The sequence below is a fragment of the Agrobacterium sp. D14 genome, assembly GCF_001526505.1.
Taxonomy (GTDB): Bacteria; Pseudomonadota; Alphaproteobacteria; order Rhizobiales; family Rhizobiaceae; genus Agrobacterium; species Agrobacterium leguminum.
Genome location: NZ_ASXX01000030.1, coordinates 1 through 18,039 on the forward strand (window position 1 = coordinate 1; position 18,039 = coordinate 18,039).

Consider the following 18,039-nt stretch of genomic DNA (forward strand, 5'->3'; position numbering starts at 1 on the left):
ATGGCAATGTCATGCGTCAACTCTCTGTTCTACGTCGTGGTAGGGACGAATACGCTAAGGGAACCCAGAAGCAAACGCTTGAATTTATGTTTTGTGACGCTGTCAACCATAAACACTATTCATTTGCTCTCCCATAAACCCCGCACAATGCCCTTCGCCGCACGTCCTTAAAGTCGGCGATGTGGTCAAACCCGGCATTGATGGCCTTGGCAGTGAACGCCAAATCGTGACAACATTTTGGCGTTCGAGAACAACGGAGATCATGGACGCAATGGCGGCAATCGAAAAACTGGCGGAAAGCTTCACTACAGCGAGCCGCGAGGGGGCGAAGATTTCTCTGGCGGCGGTGCAGGCGGAGGGTCTCATTCCCGGTACGCTTGGAGAGGCTATGGCGGTCCAGCGGGCTTTTGCTGAGAGTCGGGCAGAACCGGTTGCCGGCTGGAAACTGGCGATTCGCGCGGATGGCGAGGCCATTGGGGCGCCCATGTTCGATTGTGTGCGGGTCGATGAAGCCAATGCTGCTTCTTTTCCGCATGACGGCACCGAAGGCATCGAGGTCGAGATCTGCTTTACGCTTTCGGCGGATATCCCTGCGGCGGCGGCGGGGCCGATGACAAGAGCTGACCTGATAGGATTTATCGACAAGGTTCATCTTGGCGCTGAACTTCTCCGCTACAGGCTGGTGGAGAAAAATCAGGTGCCGTTTCCGCTTTTTCTCGCGGATCGCCTCGCCAACCACGGTTTCGTCATCGGCCCGGAAGTCAATAAGCACATCGTGGATGTCTTTGCCGGAAATGGCGAGAACCTGCCGCAGCTCACCGTTACCGAGGGGTCGGTATCGCTGTTCGATGCCGGGGTAAAACATCCGAATGGCGATCCGCTCGCGCCGCTGGTCGCCTTTGCCAATGCGGCATTCAACACAGGCGAAATGCTCAAGGCGGGCAATGTCGTAACGACGGGCAGCCTTTGCGGCGCGATACCAAGCACACTTGCCGGCGAAACACACATTGCGCTGAAATCGGCTGGCGCCTTCACGCTGTCCGGTCCGAGACCATAGGCGTCCGGTCAGCCGGATACTCTTTTTTTTCAGCCTCCTGCCGTCTTCATCCCCGCCGCAACTTCCGATGCCATCAAAAGGTCATTTCACCCGCCCGTGCTCGCCGAGAAAATCGAGCAGGGCCCGGATGCGGGCGGGAAGCGGCCCGCGCTGGCCGACATAAACGGCATGAAACATCTCCGTCTCACCCGTATCGAGGTGATCGAGCACGGAGACAAGCCGGCCGGCGGCGATATCCTCCCGCACTGTGAAGGCGGCAAGGCGAACCAGCCCGACACCGGCAAGGGCAAGACGGCGAAGGCCCTCTCCGTCGCTGACCTGCACGCGCCCCGTCGCCGGAATGACCACGGTCTTTCCAGCATCCCGCAACGGCCACCCGTCGACTGACCGGGCATAACCGAATCCGAGCCGATTGTGATCTTCCAGATCGGCGATGGTTTGCGGCACGCCACAGCGCTGCAGATAAGCCGGAGCGGCGGCGATGACCATCCCTGTCTCACCGAGTTTCCGGGCAACGAGAGTTGAGCTTTTGAGCGGCCCGGCGCGCACCGCGACATCCATGCGTTCCGCAAGAAGGTCAACCACCATATCCGTCTGGACGATATCGAGCGTGATGCCCGGATGAAGCGCCAGAAACCGTGGCAGGATGGGCGCAAGAATATGCGTTGCATAGGACGCGCTGGTGTTGATCCGCACGCGGCCGACAGGCTGCTCACCCTCACCGGCGGCGCGTTCGGCCTCTTCGAGATCGGCTAGGATGCGTGTGGCCCTTTCATAGAAGGCGCAGCCCTCCGGCGTTATCTGAAGCTGCCGGGTGGAACGGTTGAGCAGGCGCGCGCCCAGGCGGCTTTCCAGCCGTGCGATCAGCTTGCTCACCGCAGAAGGCGTCATGTTCGCCGCCGCGGCCGCGCGGGAAAAACCGCCGAGTTCGACGACCCGCACGAAGATTTCCATCTCCCCTGCCCGGTTGATCTCCAGTCGCGCCATGATGACTTCATCTCACAAGTGAAAGTATTTTCGGCATTCTATTTCATTGAAGAGCGAGCGTCTATCTTCAGACGGCGATCGAAACGCATCGCAATCTTCATCTGCCAGATCATGACGCGATGGACAAAGCGCGGCGCGGCCATAGCCCCGCCCGCGACCATTTCGAAGCAACAAAGGAACGCCCCATGGAATATCGTCATCTCGGCCAATCCGGCCTGAAAGTGCCGGTCTTGAGTTTCGGCACCGGAACCTTCGGCGGCTCCGGCCCGCTCTTCAGCAACTGGGGCAATTCAGACGCCACGGAAGCCCGGCGCCTGATCGATATTTGTCTGGAAGCCGGCGTCAACCTGTTCGATACCGCCGATGTCTATTCCAATGGCGCATCGGAGGACGTGCTCGGCGAAGCCGTCAAGGGAAGGCGCGACAGCGTTCTGATCTCAACCAAGACCAGCCTGCCGATGGGTGACGGTCCGAACGAGGCGGGCTCGTCCCGCTTCCGGCTGCTGCGCGCGGTGGATGACGCCCTGCGCCGCCTAAAGACCGACTATATCGACATCCTTCAACTCCATGCCTTCGATGCCTTCACGCCGGTTGAGGAAGTGCTGTCGACGCTCGATGCGCTCGTCCGCTCCGGCAAGGTGCGATATACCGGCGTCTCGAATTTTTCCGGCTGGCAGATCATGAAATCGCTTGCCGTCGCGGATCGATATGGCTGGCCGCGTTATGTGGTCAATCAGGTCTATTATTCCCTGATCGGCCGGGATTACGAGTGGGACCTGATGCCGCTCGGCGCGGATCAGGGTCTTGGCGCAATGGTCTGGAGCCCGCTTGGCTGGGGGCGGTTGACCGGAAAAATCCGCCGCGGCGCGCCGCTGCCCGAAGGTAGCCGCCTGCATGAGACCGCCAGCTTCGGCCCGCCGGTTAATGATGAACATCTCTACCGCGTCATCGATGCGCTCGACGCTGTCGCGGAAGAAACCGGCAGGACGGTGCCGCAGGTCGCCCTCAACTGGCTGCTCAGACGCCCCACTGTTTCCACGGTCATCATCGGCGCACGCAATGAGGAACAGCTTCGCCAGAACCTCGATGCCGTGGGATGGGAATTGACGTCCGCACAGGTAGCGAAGCTGGACGAGGCCAGCGAGACGACTGCTCCCTATCCGCATTTCCCGTATCAGCGCCAGGAGGGCTTTGCCCGGCTTAATCCACCGACCGTAGCACGTCAGACCATGCCGTTCTAAGGCGGGGTCAGGCCGCCTGAACGACGGGCGGCCTGACAGATGCCGAGCATCAGGCGGTTTTGTTGGCAGAGCCTGCGTCCACCCGGCCCGAAAACCAGTTTGCCAGGATTGCACCGGAAATATTGTGCCAGACGCTGAAAATGGCACTCGGCACCGCGGCGAGAGGCGAAAAATAGGCCGTGGCAAGTGCAGCGCCAAGGCCCGAATTCTGCATGCCGACCTCAATCGCAATGGCCTTGCGCTTGGCAAGCGACAGGCCCGTTGCCTTTGCCGCGAGGTAACCGAGGAGATAGCCAAGCCCGTTATGCAGGACGACGACGGCAAAAATCATCAGCCCGGACTGGGCGATGGACGCCTTGGATCCTCCCACCACCGCCGAAACGATGAGGACGATGCCGATGACGCTCACCAGCGGCAATGCTGGAACGGCGGTCTTGACGAGACCGGGCAGCAGCTTCTGCAGGGCGGCGCCGAGAGCGAGCGGAACCAGAACGACCTTGACGATGCTGAGGAACATGGCCCAGCCGTCAACCGGCAGGAACTGGCTCGCAAACAGCCAGACGAGGAACGGCGTCACCAGCGGCGCGGCAAGCGTGGTGACCGAGGTGCAGGCAACGGACAAGGCGACATCGCCCTTGGAGAGATAGGTCATGACATTGGACGATGTGCCGCCCGGGCAGCAGCCGACCAGAATGACGCCCGCCGCGACTTCCGGCGGCATGGGAATGATGCGGGTGAGCAGCACCGCCAGAAGCGGCATGATGAGAAACTGGCCGAGCACGCCGATCGTCACATCGAACGGCCTTTTTACGACTTCCCTGAAGTCATCGACCGAAAGTGTGAGCCCCATCCCGAACATGATGATCGACAGAAGCGTGACGATCCACGGCGCAATCTGCTTGAACGTATCCGGAAAAAAGAAGCCGAGCACGGCGAACAGGATGACCCAGGCGGCAAAGGTCTTGCCTACAAAAGCCGAAACGGCTGCCAGTGTTTTCATGTCTATACTCCAAAATGAACACCTGATCCGTCTAGACCGCGATGTCACTGTGTCAAGGTCACAACGAACGACGAGCGGCCGCTCCATGAACCATTTGGAAAAAGATTGAACGCCGATGGCGCGGCGACCGGGCTTTCGGCGATGTCAGATCGCAATCCATGGCTGCCGCATTCCGGCGGATCGCGAGACAAATCCGGCATTCGATTGCGGTTCCTTCACCCTTAAAAAAACCTCTTGACCTGAACCATGGTTGAGGTCCTAGAAGTACTGTCACCTTGTTTTCGCAAGGCTCTTTCCATGCTCTTGAGCGAACAGTTGACAAAGGATACCCCATGGCTTTCCAGCTTCCCGACCTCCCCTATGCCCATGATGCGCTCGCCCCCTCGGGCATGTCCGAGGAGACGCTGAAGTTCCATCACGATCTTCACCACAAGGCCTATGTCGATAATCTCAACAAGGCGATCGTCGGCACCGAATGGGAAAACAGGAGCCTCGAAGAGATCGTCCGGGGCACCTATGAGAAGGGTGCGGTGGCGCAATCCGGCATCTTCAACAATGCCTCCCAGCACTGGAACCACAATCTCTTCTGGGAAATCATGGGGCCGGAAAATCATGCGATCCCCAAGGTGCTGGAAGATGCGCTGACGCAGTCCTTCGGCTCGGTCGCGCTGTTCAAGCAGAATTTCGCCCTCTCCGGCGCCTCCCAGTTCGGTTCGGGCTGGGCATGGCTGGTGGTGGATACCGACGGTTCGCTGAAGATCACCCGCACCGAAAACGGGGTCAATCCGCTCTGCTCCGGGCAGAAGGCGCTTCTCGGCTGCGATGTGTGGGAACACAGCTATTACATCGATTTCCGCAACAAGCGCCCCGCTTACCTCGAAAACTTCCTCGACAATCTGGTGAACTGGCAGGCGGTCGCCGCCCGCCTTTGATTTGAGCCCCACCGATCCGGCCGGTCCCGCTGCCCTGGGCGGCCGGCCGGATCAGGCGCAGCCGGACAGCCGCCGTCCGGCTGCAACTCCCTTCGAGCGTCTCATGCCCTATGTCGTCACCGAAAACTGCATCGCCTGCAAATACATGGACTGCGTGGAAGTCTGTCCGGTCGAATGTTTTTATGAAGGCGAGAACATGCTCGTCATTCACCCCGATCAATGTATCGACTGCGGGATTTGCGAGGGCGAATGTCCCGCCGCCGCGATCCGGCCGGATACCGAAGCGGGACTGCATGTCTGGCTCGAGCTCAATCGCCACTATTCCGGCATCTGGCCAAGAGTGCATCAGAAAAAGTCACCGCCTGACAATGCCGACATCATGAATGGCGCTGCGGCGAAGATGTCCATTTTTTCGAAAAATCCGGGAGCGGGCGGTTAGCCCGGCACATCATGTCTCACAATCTCAGGCTGATCGATGGCGGTGTGGTCAATCACGCGCATGTTCCGCTGAAAGCTTGCGCCTCTCCGATGATCTCCCCGCGTGAATTCAAGGATTCAATGGCCGGCCTAAGTTTCACCGTGGCGGTGGCCGCGGTCTGCCACGCCGGAGAGCGGGTTGGGCGCACAATCACCTCCTTCATGCCGCTCAGCGCAGAACCGCCGCTTCTGATGATCTCCATCGACGCCAGCAGCCGCATGGTCGATCTCATCGCAGCGAGCCGACGCTTCTCCGTTGCGGCACTGGCCAGAGGACAGGAGGAGATTGCCGATGTCTTTGCGGGCAAGGGAAATCACCCGGACCGGTTCAGCATCGGAGACTGGGATGCCTGGCCGTCAGGAAGCCCCAGACTTGCCGATGCGCTTCTGTCCATGGACTGCGAACTTGTCGGTTCCATCGATGCCGCAGACCATATTCTGTTCGTGGGCGCCATAACCGAAGCGATGTCAGATCGGCTGCGCAAAGCCCTGCTCTGGAGCGAACGCGCCTATACCGGCACGGATCAACGTCACTCCCTCTAGATGGTCCGAGAAGGCTCCTGCAGTCGCCGTGACCTGCACGGCTGAAGAAAATCCGCGCAGTCAGTACCTGTTGCTGTTCGCACGGGCAAAGCTGCCCGGAGCGACACCCGTTCTCCTGCGGAAAGCGGTGCTGAATGCGCTGGCGGATTCATAACCGATCTCATCCGCGATATCGTCGAGCGACTTCACCCCGCGCATCAGCGCGTCCCTGGCAAGCGCCATCCGCCAGCGGGCCAGATATTCAATCGGCGCGTAGCCGAGCATTTCATTAAAACGCGCCGCGAAGGCCGAGCGCGACATGCCGGCGATGCCGGCCAGTTCAGCCACGGTCCAGTTCGCGCGGATATTGGCGTGCATGGCGGACAATGCGCGGGCAAGCCCCGGCAAACGCATTCCCTTCACCAGTCCCGCCGGAATTGCCTCGTTGCCCGCGTTCGGCCGACGCAGCACTTCAACCAGCAAAACCTCCAGCATGCGCCGGATGATCAGTTCCTTGCCCGCATCCTCGCGCGCACATTCTTCCGCCAGCAATTCGATCAGACGCGCCAGCCGGGATGCTTCGCCCTCACCCGACGGCACATGGATCAGCTCGGGCATCAACGAAAGCAGCAGCGCCGCATTGACCCGCTCGAACGTGAAACTTCCTCCGAGCGCAACGAAATCGGGCTCCCCTTCCCGTTCCCCATGCCGCACCGCCTGGTCTTGCGGCTCGACCGGAATGCAGTCGACGTCGGTATCGCTGCAAAGCGAAAAGGCGGGCGTGGAGGGCAAAAGCAGAAAATCGCCACGCGCCAGCCGCAGCGGTTCCCGGCCATCGATCATGACCCAAGCCGCACCGGCCAGCACCACGGCAAAACCCGGGGCGTCATAGGCGCGATAACGCACGCCCCATCGGCCTCGCCCGGAAATCGGCTTCGAAACGGCGGCGCTCGGCCGCAAAAGATCGATGATATCGCTAAGAGGATCCATTGTCTGGACGATCAATAATAAATTACGGAGTTCATAGCATATATCATCCAGAACAGGTCGTCTATCTCCGTCCATATCGAACAATGGAGATTATGATGACCAGAACGATCCTCATCACCGGCACCTCATCGGGCTATGGCAAGGCAACCGCAGAGCTCTTCCTTTCGCGTGGCTGGAATGTCGTTGCGACCATGCGGCATCCGGATCCCGACCGCTTCGTTGGCGACACTGAGCGGTTGCGCGTCCTGCCGCTGGATGTGACGGACGAACAAAGCATCGCGGCGCTGATCGATGCGGCAGGTCCGGTCGACGTGCTGGTCAACAATGCCGGCATCGGCATGGTCGGCGCTTTTGAAGCAACGCCAATGTCGGCAATCCGCACGATCTTCGACACCAACAGCTTCGGTGCGATGGCAATGACGCAGGCGATAATCCCGCAGATGCGAAAGCGCCGGTCCGGCACCATCATCAACGTCACATCCAGCGCCACGCTCGCCTCCTTCCCGCTCGCCGCCGCCTACACCGCCAGCAAGCAGGCAATTCAAGGTTTCTCCGGCTCGCTTGCGCATGAACTCGGTCATTTCAACATCCGGGTGAAGCTGGTGGAACCGGGCTATGCCCCGACCACCCGCTTCACGACAAACGCCATCCTGCCGCTGGAACGGCTGCTGCCGGAAGACTACATGGACTTCGCGGGACCAATCCTTGAAGGCTTCGCCAAACCGGCCATGACGACCAGCGAAGACGATGTCGCCGAAGCGATCTGGAGCGCCGTCCATGACCTATCCGGCCAGCTTCGTTTTCCCGCAGGTCCTGATGCAATTGCGCTGTCTCGGGCGAACTGACGACCGATGGCGGCCTGACCGGACATTGCTCGGTTGCGGCGTTTCAGCCGGCTGATATGCAGACGGCAGATGTTTCAACACATCTGCCATCGACTTTACCAGGACGATGGCGACGGCGCGTCGAGACGCTTGCTCATCTTGCCCATGCTCTACCGGTCGCGCCGGGGGCCGTCTTCAGCCAGCCGGTGAAAGCATCGACCTCATCCGTCTGGATCGCTCCGACGCCGGCCTCGGCGAGAGCGCCCCACACGGCTTCAGGGTCCGCCAGCGCGCGCGTGTCGTTAAAATCGAGGCAATGGGCGACGTCGAGCGTGTTGATCCAGAGACGGATGTTCTGGCGCTCCATCTCCGCACGACCTTCGGCCAGATCGGCTATATCGGTGAATTTCACCTCGATCATCGGCGCACGTAACGCCTCGATACGGCGCAAATCCTCCGCAAACTTGCCCTTCCGCACCGGGCACATCGGCATATGCGGGATCTTGCCGAACCAGTGCGCATCCAGCACCTCGAAACGGGCGGCTTCCGGGTCGATATCGGTCTTCACCAGCACCTGATCCTGAATATCGAGCCGCAGCACGGTTTCCATGACCAGCGGCAGATCGCGGGCGAATTTGGTGTCGATATTGACGGCGATCCTGCCGCGCGCCTCCTCCAACAATTCTTCCAGCGTCGGCACGCATTCATCGGTCACGTCAGCCGCATCGCCACCCGCGCCGGCCTTCAGCCTTGCCGCGCGGACCACCTCGAAGGGCAGCGCGTTCACGATGCCCTTCCCCGTCGTCGTGCGGTCGAGTGTCCCGTCGTGAATGACGACGAGCCGGCCATCGGCCGTCGCCTGCGTGTCGATCTCGATCATCTCTACCCCCGCCGTAACCGCGGCACGGACGGAAGCCAGCGAATTTTCGGCGGTGGCGGTCCAGAAACCGCGATGGGCGATGGTCAGGATGGCCGGATTGTCGCGCGAGCAGAGCGCAAGGACATTGCAGGGGCTGGAGGTATCTCGGGAGGCGGCAAGGGTTTGATGCATGATTTTCACTTTCAGACGTTGTGTTTACCGGCGCTGGTTGCCGGGGTCAGACTTTCCCCGTGCCCACGGCCAAGGCGGCTCCTGCGAACCGGTTGTTGACCGTCTGGATTTAATACACTCATAGTGTAATATTTATAACAGGATCCATGAAAAATTATGTCAGCCACGGTGGTCCGCATTGCCGCCGCCCAGCACAGCCATTATCCAGAGCGATGACCATGGATCAGACCCAGCCCCAGAGTTTCGACCGCCAGCCGCTTGCCAGCGAGAATGAGCGCCTCGTTCTCGATATCATCCGCCGCCACGGCCCCATCGCCCGCGCATCGATCACCGGCCACACCAACCTGACCCAGCAATCCGTGCACCGGCTGATCGAAGGCCTGCTGGAGCGCGGGCTTCTGCAAACCGGGGCGCCGCTCAAGGGCACACGCGGCCAGCCGAGCCCCACCATCGAACTGGTGCCGGAAGCGGCCTATTCGCTCGGCATTTCCATCAACACCGACTCCGTGGTGATCTGCATCGCCGATCTCCGCTGCGACGTGGTCGTCGAGGAAAAACTGAAGATGCTTCCGGAAGACCGGGAGATAACGCTCGCCGCATTGTCGCAGGCCCTCGAACGGCTGCTCCCGGAACACGGCATCCCGCGCGAGCGCCTGCTTGGCCTCGGTTTTTCCATGTCCGGCTTTTTCGTGTCTGAGGACCGCGCCTTCAATGCGCCGGAGCCCCTGCGCGACTGGTCGCTGATGGACCTGAAGCCGATCCTTGAGAAACGGTTCCGCCTGCCGGTCTGGCTGGAGAACAATGCCACCACCGGCGCAATCGGTGAAAGCCTTCGCGGCGTGGGCTCCTGGTGCCAGACCTTCGCCTATCTGTCGTTCAACTACGGTTTCGGTGGCGGACTGATCCTCGGCGGCCAGCCGTTTCACGGCTTTCACGGCAATGCCGGCGAATTCAGCGGCATATACAGCCCGGATGAATCGCCCAAACGGCCCGCCCTGCAATACCTGATCACGACGTTGCAGAAAAACGGCGTCGACATCCACTCGATCGAACCGCTCTATCAGCAGTTCGACCCCGCATGGCCGGGCGTCGAGGAATGGTTGAGCGAAACCATGCCGCAGGTGGACAGGCTGGTGGCAAGCCTGATCGCGGTTCTCGATCCGCAGGCCATCGTCTTTGGTGGGCAATTGCCGCGCGCGCTTGGCCGGATGATGATCGAACGTGCGCACATGCCCTCCCGGCGCGAACATCGTTACGGTGTCGGCCCGAAGGAGGCGAAACTGGTTCTCAGCGAGACCCAGGGCGATCCCTCGGCCATGGGTGCGGCGCTGCTGCCGCTCAGGGTGCGCTATTTCCTGTAGCTCAGCCCAAGCGGGCTGATGTAATCCCGCAACAATCATCACGGAAACGTGAGCCTGATTTCGCCCCCGGTTTTTTACTGGTTGGCAGCTTGCATCCGAAGGCGATAAATATGATTACAACTATCATGTTTATCGCGACATGACGCAGCATATCCGGCTGCTTCATGCGCCAAGCCAATACGTCACCGGGTCGATTGATGAGCAAAGCCCTGTTACAGGTTCTCGATGCCGAGGAGGAAAGCCGCCTGATGCGGTTTTTCCGCCGGCGCTTGCAGAACCGGGAAGACGCCGCCGACGCCATGCAGGAAACCCTGCTGCGGGCGCTGGAGGTTTCTCATGCGACGCTGATCGACAATCCACAGGCCTATCTCTTCCAGATCGCCCGGTCCGTCGCCCGCCTGACCGCCATTCGCCAGTCGCGCGAGCGGCCGCTATTTGCACCTTACGAAGCGGGCTTTGCCGTTGCCTGCGAAGAGCCGGGGCAGGAGCGGATCGTCGCCGGGCGCCAGCACCTTATTTTGATGGCGCGGGCCATCGAGGCCCTGCCCAAGCGTTGCCAGCAGGTCTTCGTGCTCAGCCGCCTGCATGGCCATTCCAACGGCGAAATCGCCGCCCGTCTCGGCATTTCCCGCAACATGGTGGAAAAACACATCATCAAGGCGCTGCTGCACTGCCGTCAGGTTCGCGCGCAAATAAAAATGTAGACCGGCATCAGGTGTTCGCATCCTTTTTCACTCTATAAGGGAAAAGGACCACATCTCAGCACGCAACAAACGGCAGATCAGGACATGAACAAGCGCCCGGACGGTCTGAAGGATAACGGCTTGACCGATGACGCTCTGGCCGAAGAGGCCGCGCTTTGGGTGGCGCGCATGCAATCCAGAGACGCGACGGAAGCGGAGCGCGAGGCGTTTCATGTCTGGCTGCGGGCCGATGCCGCCCATGCTAGCGCCTATGAGGACATGCAGAGCCTCTGGGGCGAGCTTGGCGATATAGAGCTTGCGCCGGTTGAACAGCGAAAACGGCGTGGACCTCGCCGGGCAATGCTGGCGGGTGTTGCCGGTCTCTGCCTCATCGGGCTTGCGGCGCTTTTTGCGGAGAAAAGCGGATTGAAGGACCGCTGGCAGGCGGATTATTACACCGAAATCGGCGAAACACGCATGCTTTCGCTGGAAGACGGCAGCCGCATCAGCCTGAACACCGACACGGCGGTTGCGGTTCATTATTCGCAAAAGGAACGGCGCATCACCCTTCTTCGCGGCGAAGCTTATTTCGATGTCGCCAAAAACCCGGAGCGGCCTTTCATCGTCGAGGATGGAGCACTGACGGCAAAGGCGCTCGGCACCCATTATTCGGTGCGCACCGGCAATGGCGCGCTGCCGCAGGAGGTGCAGGTGGAGGAAGGCCGGGTGGAGGTAACCACAGGCGCCGAGATCGCCGTGCTCACGCCGGGAGAGGCCGTGACCCTTGGCGGCGACGGCCGGCTAGTGCGCGCCCGCAAGGATGTCGCCAACAGCATGGCCTGGCGCGAAGGCAAGCTCGTCTTTTCCGGCCAGCCGCTGCGCGAGGTTCTCGATATTCTCTCGCAATATCGCCGGGGCCGCATCGTCATCCTCGATGAGGCGGCGGCGAGGCAGCACGTCTCCGGCATCTTCGACCTCAAGGACACGGATCAGGCGCTCACCATTCTCGAAGAAAGCCTTCCCGTTTCGGTATCGCGGCTTTCCGGAATGCTGGTTTTCGTCCGCTCGCGATAAAATAACTTTTTTTCGCAAATCCGACGTCAGGAGTCGGCACGCCTTTTCACTCTAGGCAATCAGGACCCGTTTCAGCGGGGGGCATGAGATCACGAGTGAGAGGGAATGACATGAATTTGGGCAAGCAGGCACGCGGCTGGTTCTGGCTGACGACGACGGCGATCATCGGGGGTATCGTCGCCGCAGGTCCGGGCGCCACGACCGCCAGCGCGCAGACACCGCCCGCCGCAAGCGGCGCACCTGCCACCGTCACCGTCTCCATTCCCGCAGGACCGCTGGAAAACGCCATTCTCAGCTTCGGCCGCCAGGCCAATCTGCGCATGGTCTACCCCTCCGCGATCACCAGGGGTCGCAGCACGGCCGGCGTCAAGGGCACGCTCAGCGTATCGGCGGCCGTCAGCGGGCTTCTGGCCGGATCGGGACTGAACTATGCATTGGCCGGCGGCAACACCGTCCGCATTTTCGATCCCGCCAGCCAGACCGGCGAAAGCGGCGGCTCGGCTGCCGCCGGCAGCACCCTGCTTGCGCCGATCACCGTGCAGGGCACCGGCCTTGAAGGCGCCAGGGGCATCATCCAGAGCAATGGCTATGTCGGCAAATCCGGCCGCACCGCCACCAAGACCGATACGCCGGTTGCCGAAACCGCCCAGTCTATCACCACGGTCAGCCGCAAGCAGCTCGATGACCTGAAGCCGCAGAACCTCTCGGAAGCGCTGAACTACACGCCCGGCGCGCGCATCGGCCAATATGGCGCGGAGCCGCGTTTCGACGCCTTCAAGGTGCGCGGCACCGATCTCAGCACCACCGGGATTTTCCGCGATGGCCTGCGGCAGGTCAGCAGCCAGAACGGCAGCGCCCGGCTCGAGCCCTATGGCGTGGAAGCGGTTTCCATCCTGCGCGGCCCGGCCGCCTCCATCTATGGTGCCAGCAGCTCCGGCGGCATCGTCGATATCATTTCGAAACGCCCGACCGAAGAGACGCTGCGCGAGGTGGAGCTGCAATATGGCTCCTTCGGTCGCGTGCAGGGCGCTTTCGATCTTTCCGGCGCCGTCGATGACGAGAAGACCATGCTTTACCGCCTGACCGGGGTGGCCCGCGACGGCCGCAACGAAATCAGCGCCATCAAGGACGACCGGCTGTTCATCGCGCCCGCCTTCACCTTCCAGCCGGATGCCGGCACCAAGCTGACGCTGCTCGGCGAATATATGGACAGCACCACAGGCGGCACCTGGGGATACATCAACAATTACGGCAGCGACGGCAAGTCGATCGGCGCGACGCCGGTTTATGGCGGCGATTCCCGTTTTAATGATTTCGAGCAGAAACAATGGCGTATCGGCTATGAGTTCGAGCATGAAATCAACGACAACGTCACCTTCTACAGCAAGGCGCGTTATTCGGCCCTTTCGGCCGACCAGCAATGGGTCTTCGCCAACTATCCCGGCATCACCATCGAGGAAAATGAAGGCGTCTCCGCCGACAATTACCTGAAGACAGAATTCGACACCGGCCCTGCGAAACATACGCTGCTGACCGGTATCGACTTCAGCCACATGTCCTACACCTCGAAACAGGGCAGCGGGCCGGGCCTGTTCACCGACACCTATACCTATGTGCCGGATGTATCGCTGATATTGACCCAGCGGATGAACACGCTCGGCATCTATGCGCAGGATCAGGTCGAAATCGACCGCTGGCGCCTGACGGCCGGCATCCGCCACGACTGGCTGGACACCGAATATCAGGCCCAGACCGTCGGAGACGCAACGGCTCCCACCTATGACGGCGATGAAACCAAGACGACCGGCCGCGCCAGCCTCGGTTATGTCTTTGACAGCGGCGTTATGCCCTATGTCAGCTACGGCACCTCCTTCGTCGCCAATCCGGGCGTCATCATCACCACGGGAACGGTAACGGGCCAGGCGCAGCCGACGGTCGGCAAGCAATATGAACTCGGCGTGAAATATGCCCTGCCGCAATATAACGCCCTGCTGAGCGCCGCCTTCTTCAATCTCGATCAGGACAATGCGACGGTCTACGAGACCTCATCCGGCATCAACCTGCTGCGCCAGCTCGACCTGCGCTCGCGCGGCGTGGAACTCGAAGCCACGGCCTCGCTCGACAATGGCTGGAGCCTCATCGGCTCCTATTCCTACAACGACGTTGAAATCACCAAACTGACGTCGGAAACGGTGGGCAAGCAGCTCAATTCCTCGCCCTATCACACCTTCTCGCTGTGGGCCGATTACGAGTTCCAGAGCGGCGCGCTTGAAGGTCTCGGCATCGGCGCGGGCCTGCGTTATGTCGGGTCGAGTTTCGGCGACAACCAGCACACGCCCATTCTCGACAACGAGGCCCGCACCTTCGTCGACGCCTCGCTGCGCTACGATCTCGGCAAGGCCCTGCCCTCGCTGGAAGGCGTGAAACTGCAGATCAATGCCACCAACCTTCTCGACGAGGTGAAACAGGTCTGCACCACGGGCTTCTGCTATTACGACGAAGGCCGCAAGGTCGTCGGCAGCATCCGGTATCGCTTCTGATGCTGCAGCAGAACCCTGCCACAACCAAGCCGTCGCCGGCCGCCGTCTTCGTGGCGGTCGGCGGGCTTTATGTCGGCCAGAGCGTGATTGGCGGGCTGACCTTTCTCGGCCTGCCGGCGGTGCTCAGAACCGCCGGGCTGCCGCTGGACCAGATCGGCCTGCTTTATCTCGTCGTTCTGCCCTGGGCGCTGAAATTCCTCTGGTCGCCGCATGTGGAGCGTTACCGGCTGCCGCCCGTCGGCAGGAACCGGTCGCGGGTGATCGTCGGCACGGGTATCGCCGCCTGCGCCTGCGGCCTCGCCGTTCTTGCCTTCACCGGCCCGTCGCCGGTTTCCGTCGCAATCGCCATCCTGTCGGTGATCGCGCTGGTGACGGCGACAGTCGACATCGCCTGCGACGGCTATGCGGTCGAAACGCTGGCGGAAGAGCATCATGGCTGGGGCAATGCCGCACAGGTGGGCGGCTCCTATCTCGGCTCCGCCATCGGCGCCGGCCTGTTTCTGGTGCTGGTGGAGCGCGCCGGCTGGACGAGCGCCACGCTGGTCATGGCCGGGCTGGTCATCCTGCTCGCGCTCCCCTTCCTGCTCGGCCCGGCGGCAAGAACGGTCACGCAAACACGGGACCACCTGCCATCGATCAAAAATGCGCTCAAGCGACGGGAAGTCCGCACCGGCCTTCTGGTCGCGGCTGTTTATGTCGCCGCGCAGAAATGGGGTCTGGCAATGCTCGGCCCGTTCCTGGTCGATTACGGCTTCGATCTCGCCACCATCGGCGCGCTGAATGGCGTGGGCAGCATGATCGTCGGTTTCGCCGGCGCGCTGCTCGGCGGAACGCTGGTACGCCTCTACGGTGCGTCACGAATCCTGCTCATCGCCATCTTCGTGCAGACGGCGCTGTTGTGCCTTTTCGCCTATTTCAGCGTTCATCGCGATATTTCGCAATGGGTCGTCATGGCGGTTGCGGTGGCAAGCTCGTCGGGCATCATGTCCATCGGCTTCGTCGCGCTTTACGCCTGCTTCATGGGCTGGTCCGACCCGCGGCAGGCCGGGGTCGATTTCACCCTGTTCCAGTGCATGGATGGCGTTGTCGGCATGATCGGCGGGCTGGGCGCAGGCGCGATCGCCGAAAAATTCGGCTATCAGGCCTCCTTCATCATTGCCGCCGTCGTTTCGGTGCTCGCCGCACCGGTCATCTTCCTGCTGATGCAACGGCAGAACTCTTGAACCGAACCTCAGGGCGCGGCGGCCTAAACCGCGCCCGGCCGGCCTCTTGCATCGGCCTATTCGACCACCACCGACAGTGCCGAGCCGGTATAGACCGGCCGCAGCTTCACATTGCCCGCATCTATCGTGGCGAATGTCCCGGTCAGGCCGTTGGCGGAGATCACGTCGAACCGCGTGCCGGCGGCCGGCGCGCCGCCATCGAAAGCGAGCTTCAGCGTCGCGCCATCCAGCACCGCATTGCCCTTGATCCGAAGCGCAGCCTTCTGCGGGTCGACCGCCAGCGCGCCGCCCGACTGCGTATAATCGCCGCCGATGACAAGATCCGTCTCTCCGCCGAGCGAAAGCGTGCCGCCGCTGACCAGCACGCCGCCGGTTCCAAGCGCATCGACGGACGACGCCACCAGCGTTCCCTCCCTGAGAATGGTGCCGCCGCCATAGCTGTTATGGCCGCCGAGCGTCAGCGCTCCGCTGCCGGATTTGACGAGACGCCCGGCCCCGGCAATATCGTTCGTCCATCTGTCCGCCGCATTGAACCCGCCGGCGGCAGCATCCATCGTCACCTCGACATCGCCGTCAAACGCGCCGTAACCGCTGGCGGCAGCGACCAGATTGATGCGGCCCCAGCCATTGCTGTCATCCAGCAGCGGATAACCGGCCTCGATGCCGGTGGAAAACAGCACGGCGCGGCGCTGGGCGGCATCGAGATAGGGCAAACGTGTCTCCAGCAGGACCTCCGCCCCCTTCGGCACCACCATCGGCGCATCGCCTGCGGCCCTGTCGCGGCTGAAGGAATAGGTCATGCGCCTGCGATAATCCGTCCCGTTCTTCGCCGCATCGGTAAATTGGTCGACATCCGGCTTTGCGCCATGGGCGAAATCAATGAGCGACTGGCCCTGCGGCAGGCGTTTGGTGAAATAGGCCTGCAAGGCCGCATGCGCGGCCTTCTTCACCTCGGCATTTTTCGGGTCCTGCAACATGGCGGCGGCCATGGCGGTTGCGGTGATGCGGCCGCCAATCACGTCGAGCGGCGAATGCATACCGGCTACGATGCGGCTCTCGCCGAGTTCGGAGGCAGCCGTCAGCAATTCGGAAAAGCGCTCCGGCACAGCATAGGCATAGGCAATGGCGGCCAGATAGGCGGCATTGGTGTGCCCGCTCGGAAAACCGCCATCCTTGCCGCGCCCGCGATTTTCCCGCGCATATTTCAGCGCCGGCACGATGACGCCCGGATCGCTCTCATGGCTTTCGAAGCTGCGGTCGCCAATCGTTTCCTTGCCGGTCTCGATCACCTCGCCTTTGTCGTTCATGCGCCAGGGCCGTGGTGTGGAATAGAAATATTTCGCCGGCGACGTGGTGCCCTCCGGGCCGCGTATCACCTTCATGAAGGCGACGAAATCCTTCAGCTCGCTATCGGCTGCACCCGCCTCGGTGCCCTTGTCATCTTCCTTGCGGGCGATGACCTCGTTCGGGTCGAAATCAGCGAGCGTATGATTGATCGTCGTCGTTGCGCCCGCCCCTTCGCGATACCAGGCGGCAAGCGGCCCCATACCGTCGATGACGCTGTAACCCTGCGAACGGCGATCATTCATATAGGCTTCGAAAGCGGCGGCGCGGGTGCGGTTCTCGCCGGTCACGGACAGCACGTAACGCATGTTCTCCTGCCAGACGGCGGGATCGACGATCTTCACATGGCTGAAATCCGCCGGACCATCGCCATTGGCCCCGCCATCCGCCCATTTTTCATCGCCAAGCGTCCAGATGCGGTTGAAACCGGAGAGGATTTCGATGATCGGGTTGTCCCGGTCATCATAGGCGCGAACCGCCTCGCCCTTCTCATTCTTGCCGGTCTGGTTGCGATAATTGTCGGCAAGAGGCAGCGGATATGTTGCCGTCGGTTCCGGCACCGTGATGGCATAACCCTCACCTGCCGGGCCGGTGCGATCGAACGCCTGCGCGCCCGGAACCAGAACCAGCAATGCGACGGAGGCGAGCAGGCTCGAGCGTGCGGAAAGAAAAGACGACATCTTCAGTCTGGCCATGACGAATCCTATGATTTTCAGCGAGTGACGCGTGACGA

Annotated in this window: 16 protein-coding genes; 11 read left to right on the forward strand and 5 right to left on the reverse strand. The window is 61.6% G+C overall.

Annotated elements, in window-relative coordinates; genetic code table 11:
- Nucleotides 1-271 precede the first annotated feature (271 nt).
- Entirely contained in the window at nucleotides 272-1,057 is a 786-nt protein-coding gene (locus L901_RS16615) for a hypothetical protein (protein WP_059758798.1), read from the forward strand.
- A gap of 81 nt (nucleotides 1,058-1,138) precedes the next feature.
- Here L901_RS16615 and L901_RS16620 read toward each other — a convergent pair whose 3' ends face one another.
- Nucleotides 1,139-2,044, reverse strand: coding sequence for a LysR family transcriptional regulator (locus L901_RS16620; protein ID WP_059758801.1), 906 nt, complete (start codon nucleotides 2,042-2,044; stop codon nucleotides 1,139-1,141).
- A 185-nt stretch (nucleotides 2,045-2,229) separates the two neighbouring features.
- On the opposite strand from L901_RS16620, the gene L901_RS16625 reads away from it, so the two are divergent.
- Nucleotides 2,230-3,285 (forward strand): aldo/keto reductase, encoded by a 1,056-nt coding sequence (locus tag L901_RS16625; protein ID WP_059758839.1) that lies wholly within the window; start codon nucleotides 2,230-2,232, stop codon nucleotides 3,283-3,285.
- A gap of 49 nt (nucleotides 3,286-3,334) precedes the next feature.
- On the opposite strand, the gene L901_RS16630 is transcribed toward L901_RS16625, so the two are convergent.
- Nucleotides 3,335-4,285 (reverse strand): bile acid:sodium symporter family protein, encoded by a 951-nt coding sequence (locus tag L901_RS16630; RefSeq protein ID WP_020808814.1) that lies wholly within the window; start codon nucleotides 4,283-4,285, stop codon nucleotides 3,335-3,337.
- A 332-nt stretch (nucleotides 4,286-4,617) separates the two neighbouring features.
- Here L901_RS16630 and L901_RS16635 point away from each other — a divergent pair, with 332 nt between their 5' ends.
- The 3 genes from L901_RS16635 to L901_RS16645 all read left to right on the forward strand — a co-directional run bounded on the left by L901_RS16635 (nucleotide 4,618) and on the right by L901_RS16645 (nucleotide 6,237).
- Complete coding sequence (locus tag L901_RS16635) at nucleotides 4,618-5,217, forward strand: superoxide dismutase (protein ID WP_059758804.1); 600 nt, start codon at nucleotides 4,618-4,620, stop codon at nucleotides 5,215-5,217.
- Nucleotides 5,218-5,320: 103 nt separating this feature from the next.
- Nucleotides 5,321-5,656, forward strand: coding sequence for a ferredoxin FdxA (fdxA, locus tag L901_RS16640; protein WP_059758842.1), 336 nt, complete (start codon nucleotides 5,321-5,323; stop codon nucleotides 5,654-5,656).
- 11 nt (nucleotides 5,657-5,667) lie between these two features.
- A complete protein-coding gene (locus tag L901_RS16645; RefSeq protein WP_059758807.1) occupies nucleotides 5,668-6,237 on the forward strand; it encodes a flavin reductase family protein in 570 nt (189 codons plus the stop codon).
- A 60-nt stretch (nucleotides 6,238-6,297) separates the two neighbouring features.
- On the opposite strand, the gene L901_RS16650 is transcribed toward L901_RS16645, so the two are convergent.
- Entirely contained in the window at nucleotides 6,298-7,206 is a 909-nt protein-coding gene (locus L901_RS16650) for an AraC family transcriptional regulator (protein WP_059758810.1), read from the reverse strand.
- A gap of 95 nt (nucleotides 7,207-7,301) precedes the next feature.
- Between L901_RS16650 and L901_RS16655 the strand changes: the two genes are divergently transcribed.
- Nucleotides 7,302-8,051: an SDR family oxidoreductase gene (locus L901_RS16655; RefSeq protein WP_059758812.1), complete on the forward strand. Its 750-nt coding sequence runs from the start codon at nucleotides 7,302-7,304 to the stop codon at nucleotides 8,049-8,051.
- A gap of 133 nt (nucleotides 8,052-8,184) precedes the next feature.
- Here L901_RS16655 and L901_RS16660 read toward each other — a convergent pair whose 3' ends face one another.
- Nucleotides 8,185-9,081: a glycerophosphodiester phosphodiesterase family protein gene (locus tag L901_RS16660; RefSeq protein ID WP_059758815.1), complete on the reverse strand. Its 897-nt coding sequence runs from the start codon at nucleotides 9,079-9,081 to the stop codon at nucleotides 8,185-8,187.
- A 212-nt stretch (nucleotides 9,082-9,293) separates the two neighbouring features.
- On the opposite strand from L901_RS16660, the gene L901_RS16665 reads away from it, so the two are divergent.
- The 5 genes from L901_RS16665 to L901_RS16685 all read left to right on the forward strand — a co-directional run bounded on the left by L901_RS16665 (nucleotide 9,294) and on the right by L901_RS16685 (nucleotide 15,962).
- Complete coding sequence (locus tag L901_RS16665) at nucleotides 9,294-10,442, forward strand: ROK family protein (RefSeq protein ID WP_059758817.1); 1,149 nt, start codon at nucleotides 9,294-9,296, stop codon at nucleotides 10,440-10,442.
- 197 nt (nucleotides 10,443-10,639) lie between these two features.
- The gene (locus L901_RS16670) at nucleotides 10,640-11,146 is read left to right on the forward strand and encodes a sigma-70 family RNA polymerase sigma factor (protein WP_020808834.1); all 507 of its coding nucleotides are present in this window, start codon (nucleotides 10,640-10,642) and stop codon (nucleotides 11,144-11,146) included.
- A gap of 84 nt (nucleotides 11,147-11,230) precedes the next feature.
- Nucleotides 11,231-12,199: a FecR family protein gene (locus L901_RS16675; protein ID WP_059758820.1), complete on the forward strand. Its 969-nt coding sequence runs from the start codon at nucleotides 11,231-11,233 to the stop codon at nucleotides 12,197-12,199.
- Nucleotides 12,200-12,309: 110 nt separating this feature from the next.
- Nucleotides 12,310-14,739: a TonB-dependent siderophore receptor gene (locus tag L901_RS16680; protein WP_059758823.1), complete on the forward strand. Its 2,430-nt coding sequence runs from the start codon at nucleotides 12,310-12,312 to the stop codon at nucleotides 14,737-14,739.
- Nucleotides 14,739-15,962, forward strand: a complete 1,224-nt coding sequence (locus tag L901_RS16685) for an MFS transporter (RefSeq protein WP_059758826.1) — start codon at nucleotides 14,739-14,741, stop codon at nucleotides 15,960-15,962. The genes L901_RS16680 and L901_RS16685 overlap by 1 nt, the downstream gene beginning before the upstream one ends.
- A gap of 56 nt (nucleotides 15,963-16,018) precedes the next feature.
- Here L901_RS16685 and L901_RS27880 read toward each other — a convergent pair whose 3' ends face one another.
- Entirely contained in the window at nucleotides 16,019-18,001 is a 1,983-nt protein-coding gene (locus L901_RS27880; RefSeq protein ID WP_059758829.1) for a phosphatase PAP2 family protein, read from the reverse strand.
- Nucleotides 18,002-18,039 lie beyond the last annotated feature (38 nt).

What these genes read in the sequence shown, in the direction of transcription:
- L901_RS16615 (WP_059758798.1), top strand. Translation starts at nt 272, where the DNA reads ATGGCGGCAATCGAAAAACTGGCGGAAAGCTTCACTACAGCGAGCCGC.
- L901_RS16620 (WP_059758801.1), bottom strand. Translation starts at nt 2,044, where the DNA reads ATGGCGCGACTGGAGATCAACCGGGCAGGGGAGATGGAAATCTTCGTG.
- L901_RS16625 (WP_059758839.1), top strand. Translation starts at nt 2,230, where the DNA reads ATGGAATATCGTCATCTCGGCCAATCCGGCCTGAAAGTGCCGGTCTTG.
- L901_RS16630 (WP_020808814.1), bottom strand. Translation starts at nt 4,285, where the DNA reads ATGAAAACACTGGCAGCCGTTTCGGCTTTTGTAGGCAAGACCTTTGCC.
- L901_RS16635 (WP_059758804.1), top strand. Translation starts at nt 4,618, where the DNA reads ATGGCTTTCCAGCTTCCCGACCTCCCCTATGCCCATGATGCGCTCGCC.
- fdxA (WP_059758842.1), top strand. Translation starts at nt 5,321, where the DNA reads ATGCCCTATGTCGTCACCGAAAACTGCATCGCCTGCAAATACATGGAC.
- L901_RS16645 (WP_059758807.1), top strand. Translation starts at nt 5,668, where the DNA reads ATGTCTCACAATCTCAGGCTGATCGATGGCGGTGTGGTCAATCACGCG.
- L901_RS16650 (WP_059758810.1), bottom strand. Translation starts at nt 7,206, where the DNA reads ATGGATCCTCTTAGCGATATCATCGATCTTTTGCGGCCGAGCGCCGCC.
- L901_RS16655 (WP_059758812.1), top strand. Translation starts at nt 7,302, where the DNA reads ATGACCAGAACGATCCTCATCACCGGCACCTCATCGGGCTATGGCAAG.
- L901_RS16660 (WP_059758815.1), bottom strand. Translation starts at nt 9,081, where the DNA reads ATGCATCAAACCCTTGCCGCCTCCCGAGATACCTCCAGCCCCTGCAAT.
- L901_RS16665 (WP_059758817.1), top strand. Translation starts at nt 9,294, where the DNA reads ATGACCATGGATCAGACCCAGCCCCAGAGTTTCGACCGCCAGCCGCTT.
- L901_RS16670 (WP_020808834.1), top strand. Translation starts at nt 10,640, where the DNA reads ATGAGCAAAGCCCTGTTACAGGTTCTCGATGCCGAGGAGGAAAGCCGC.
- L901_RS16675 (WP_059758820.1), top strand. Translation starts at nt 11,231, where the DNA reads ATGAACAAGCGCCCGGACGGTCTGAAGGATAACGGCTTGACCGATGAC.
- L901_RS16680 (WP_059758823.1), top strand. Translation starts at nt 12,310, where the DNA reads ATGAATTTGGGCAAGCAGGCACGCGGCTGGTTCTGGCTGACGACGACG.
- L901_RS16685 (WP_059758826.1), top strand. Translation starts at nt 14,739, where the DNA reads ATGCTGCAGCAGAACCCTGCCACAACCAAGCCGTCGCCGGCCGCCGTC.
- L901_RS27880 (WP_059758829.1), bottom strand. Translation starts at nt 18,001, where the DNA reads ATGGCCAGACTGAAGATGTCGTCTTTTCTTTCCGCACGCTCGAGCCTG.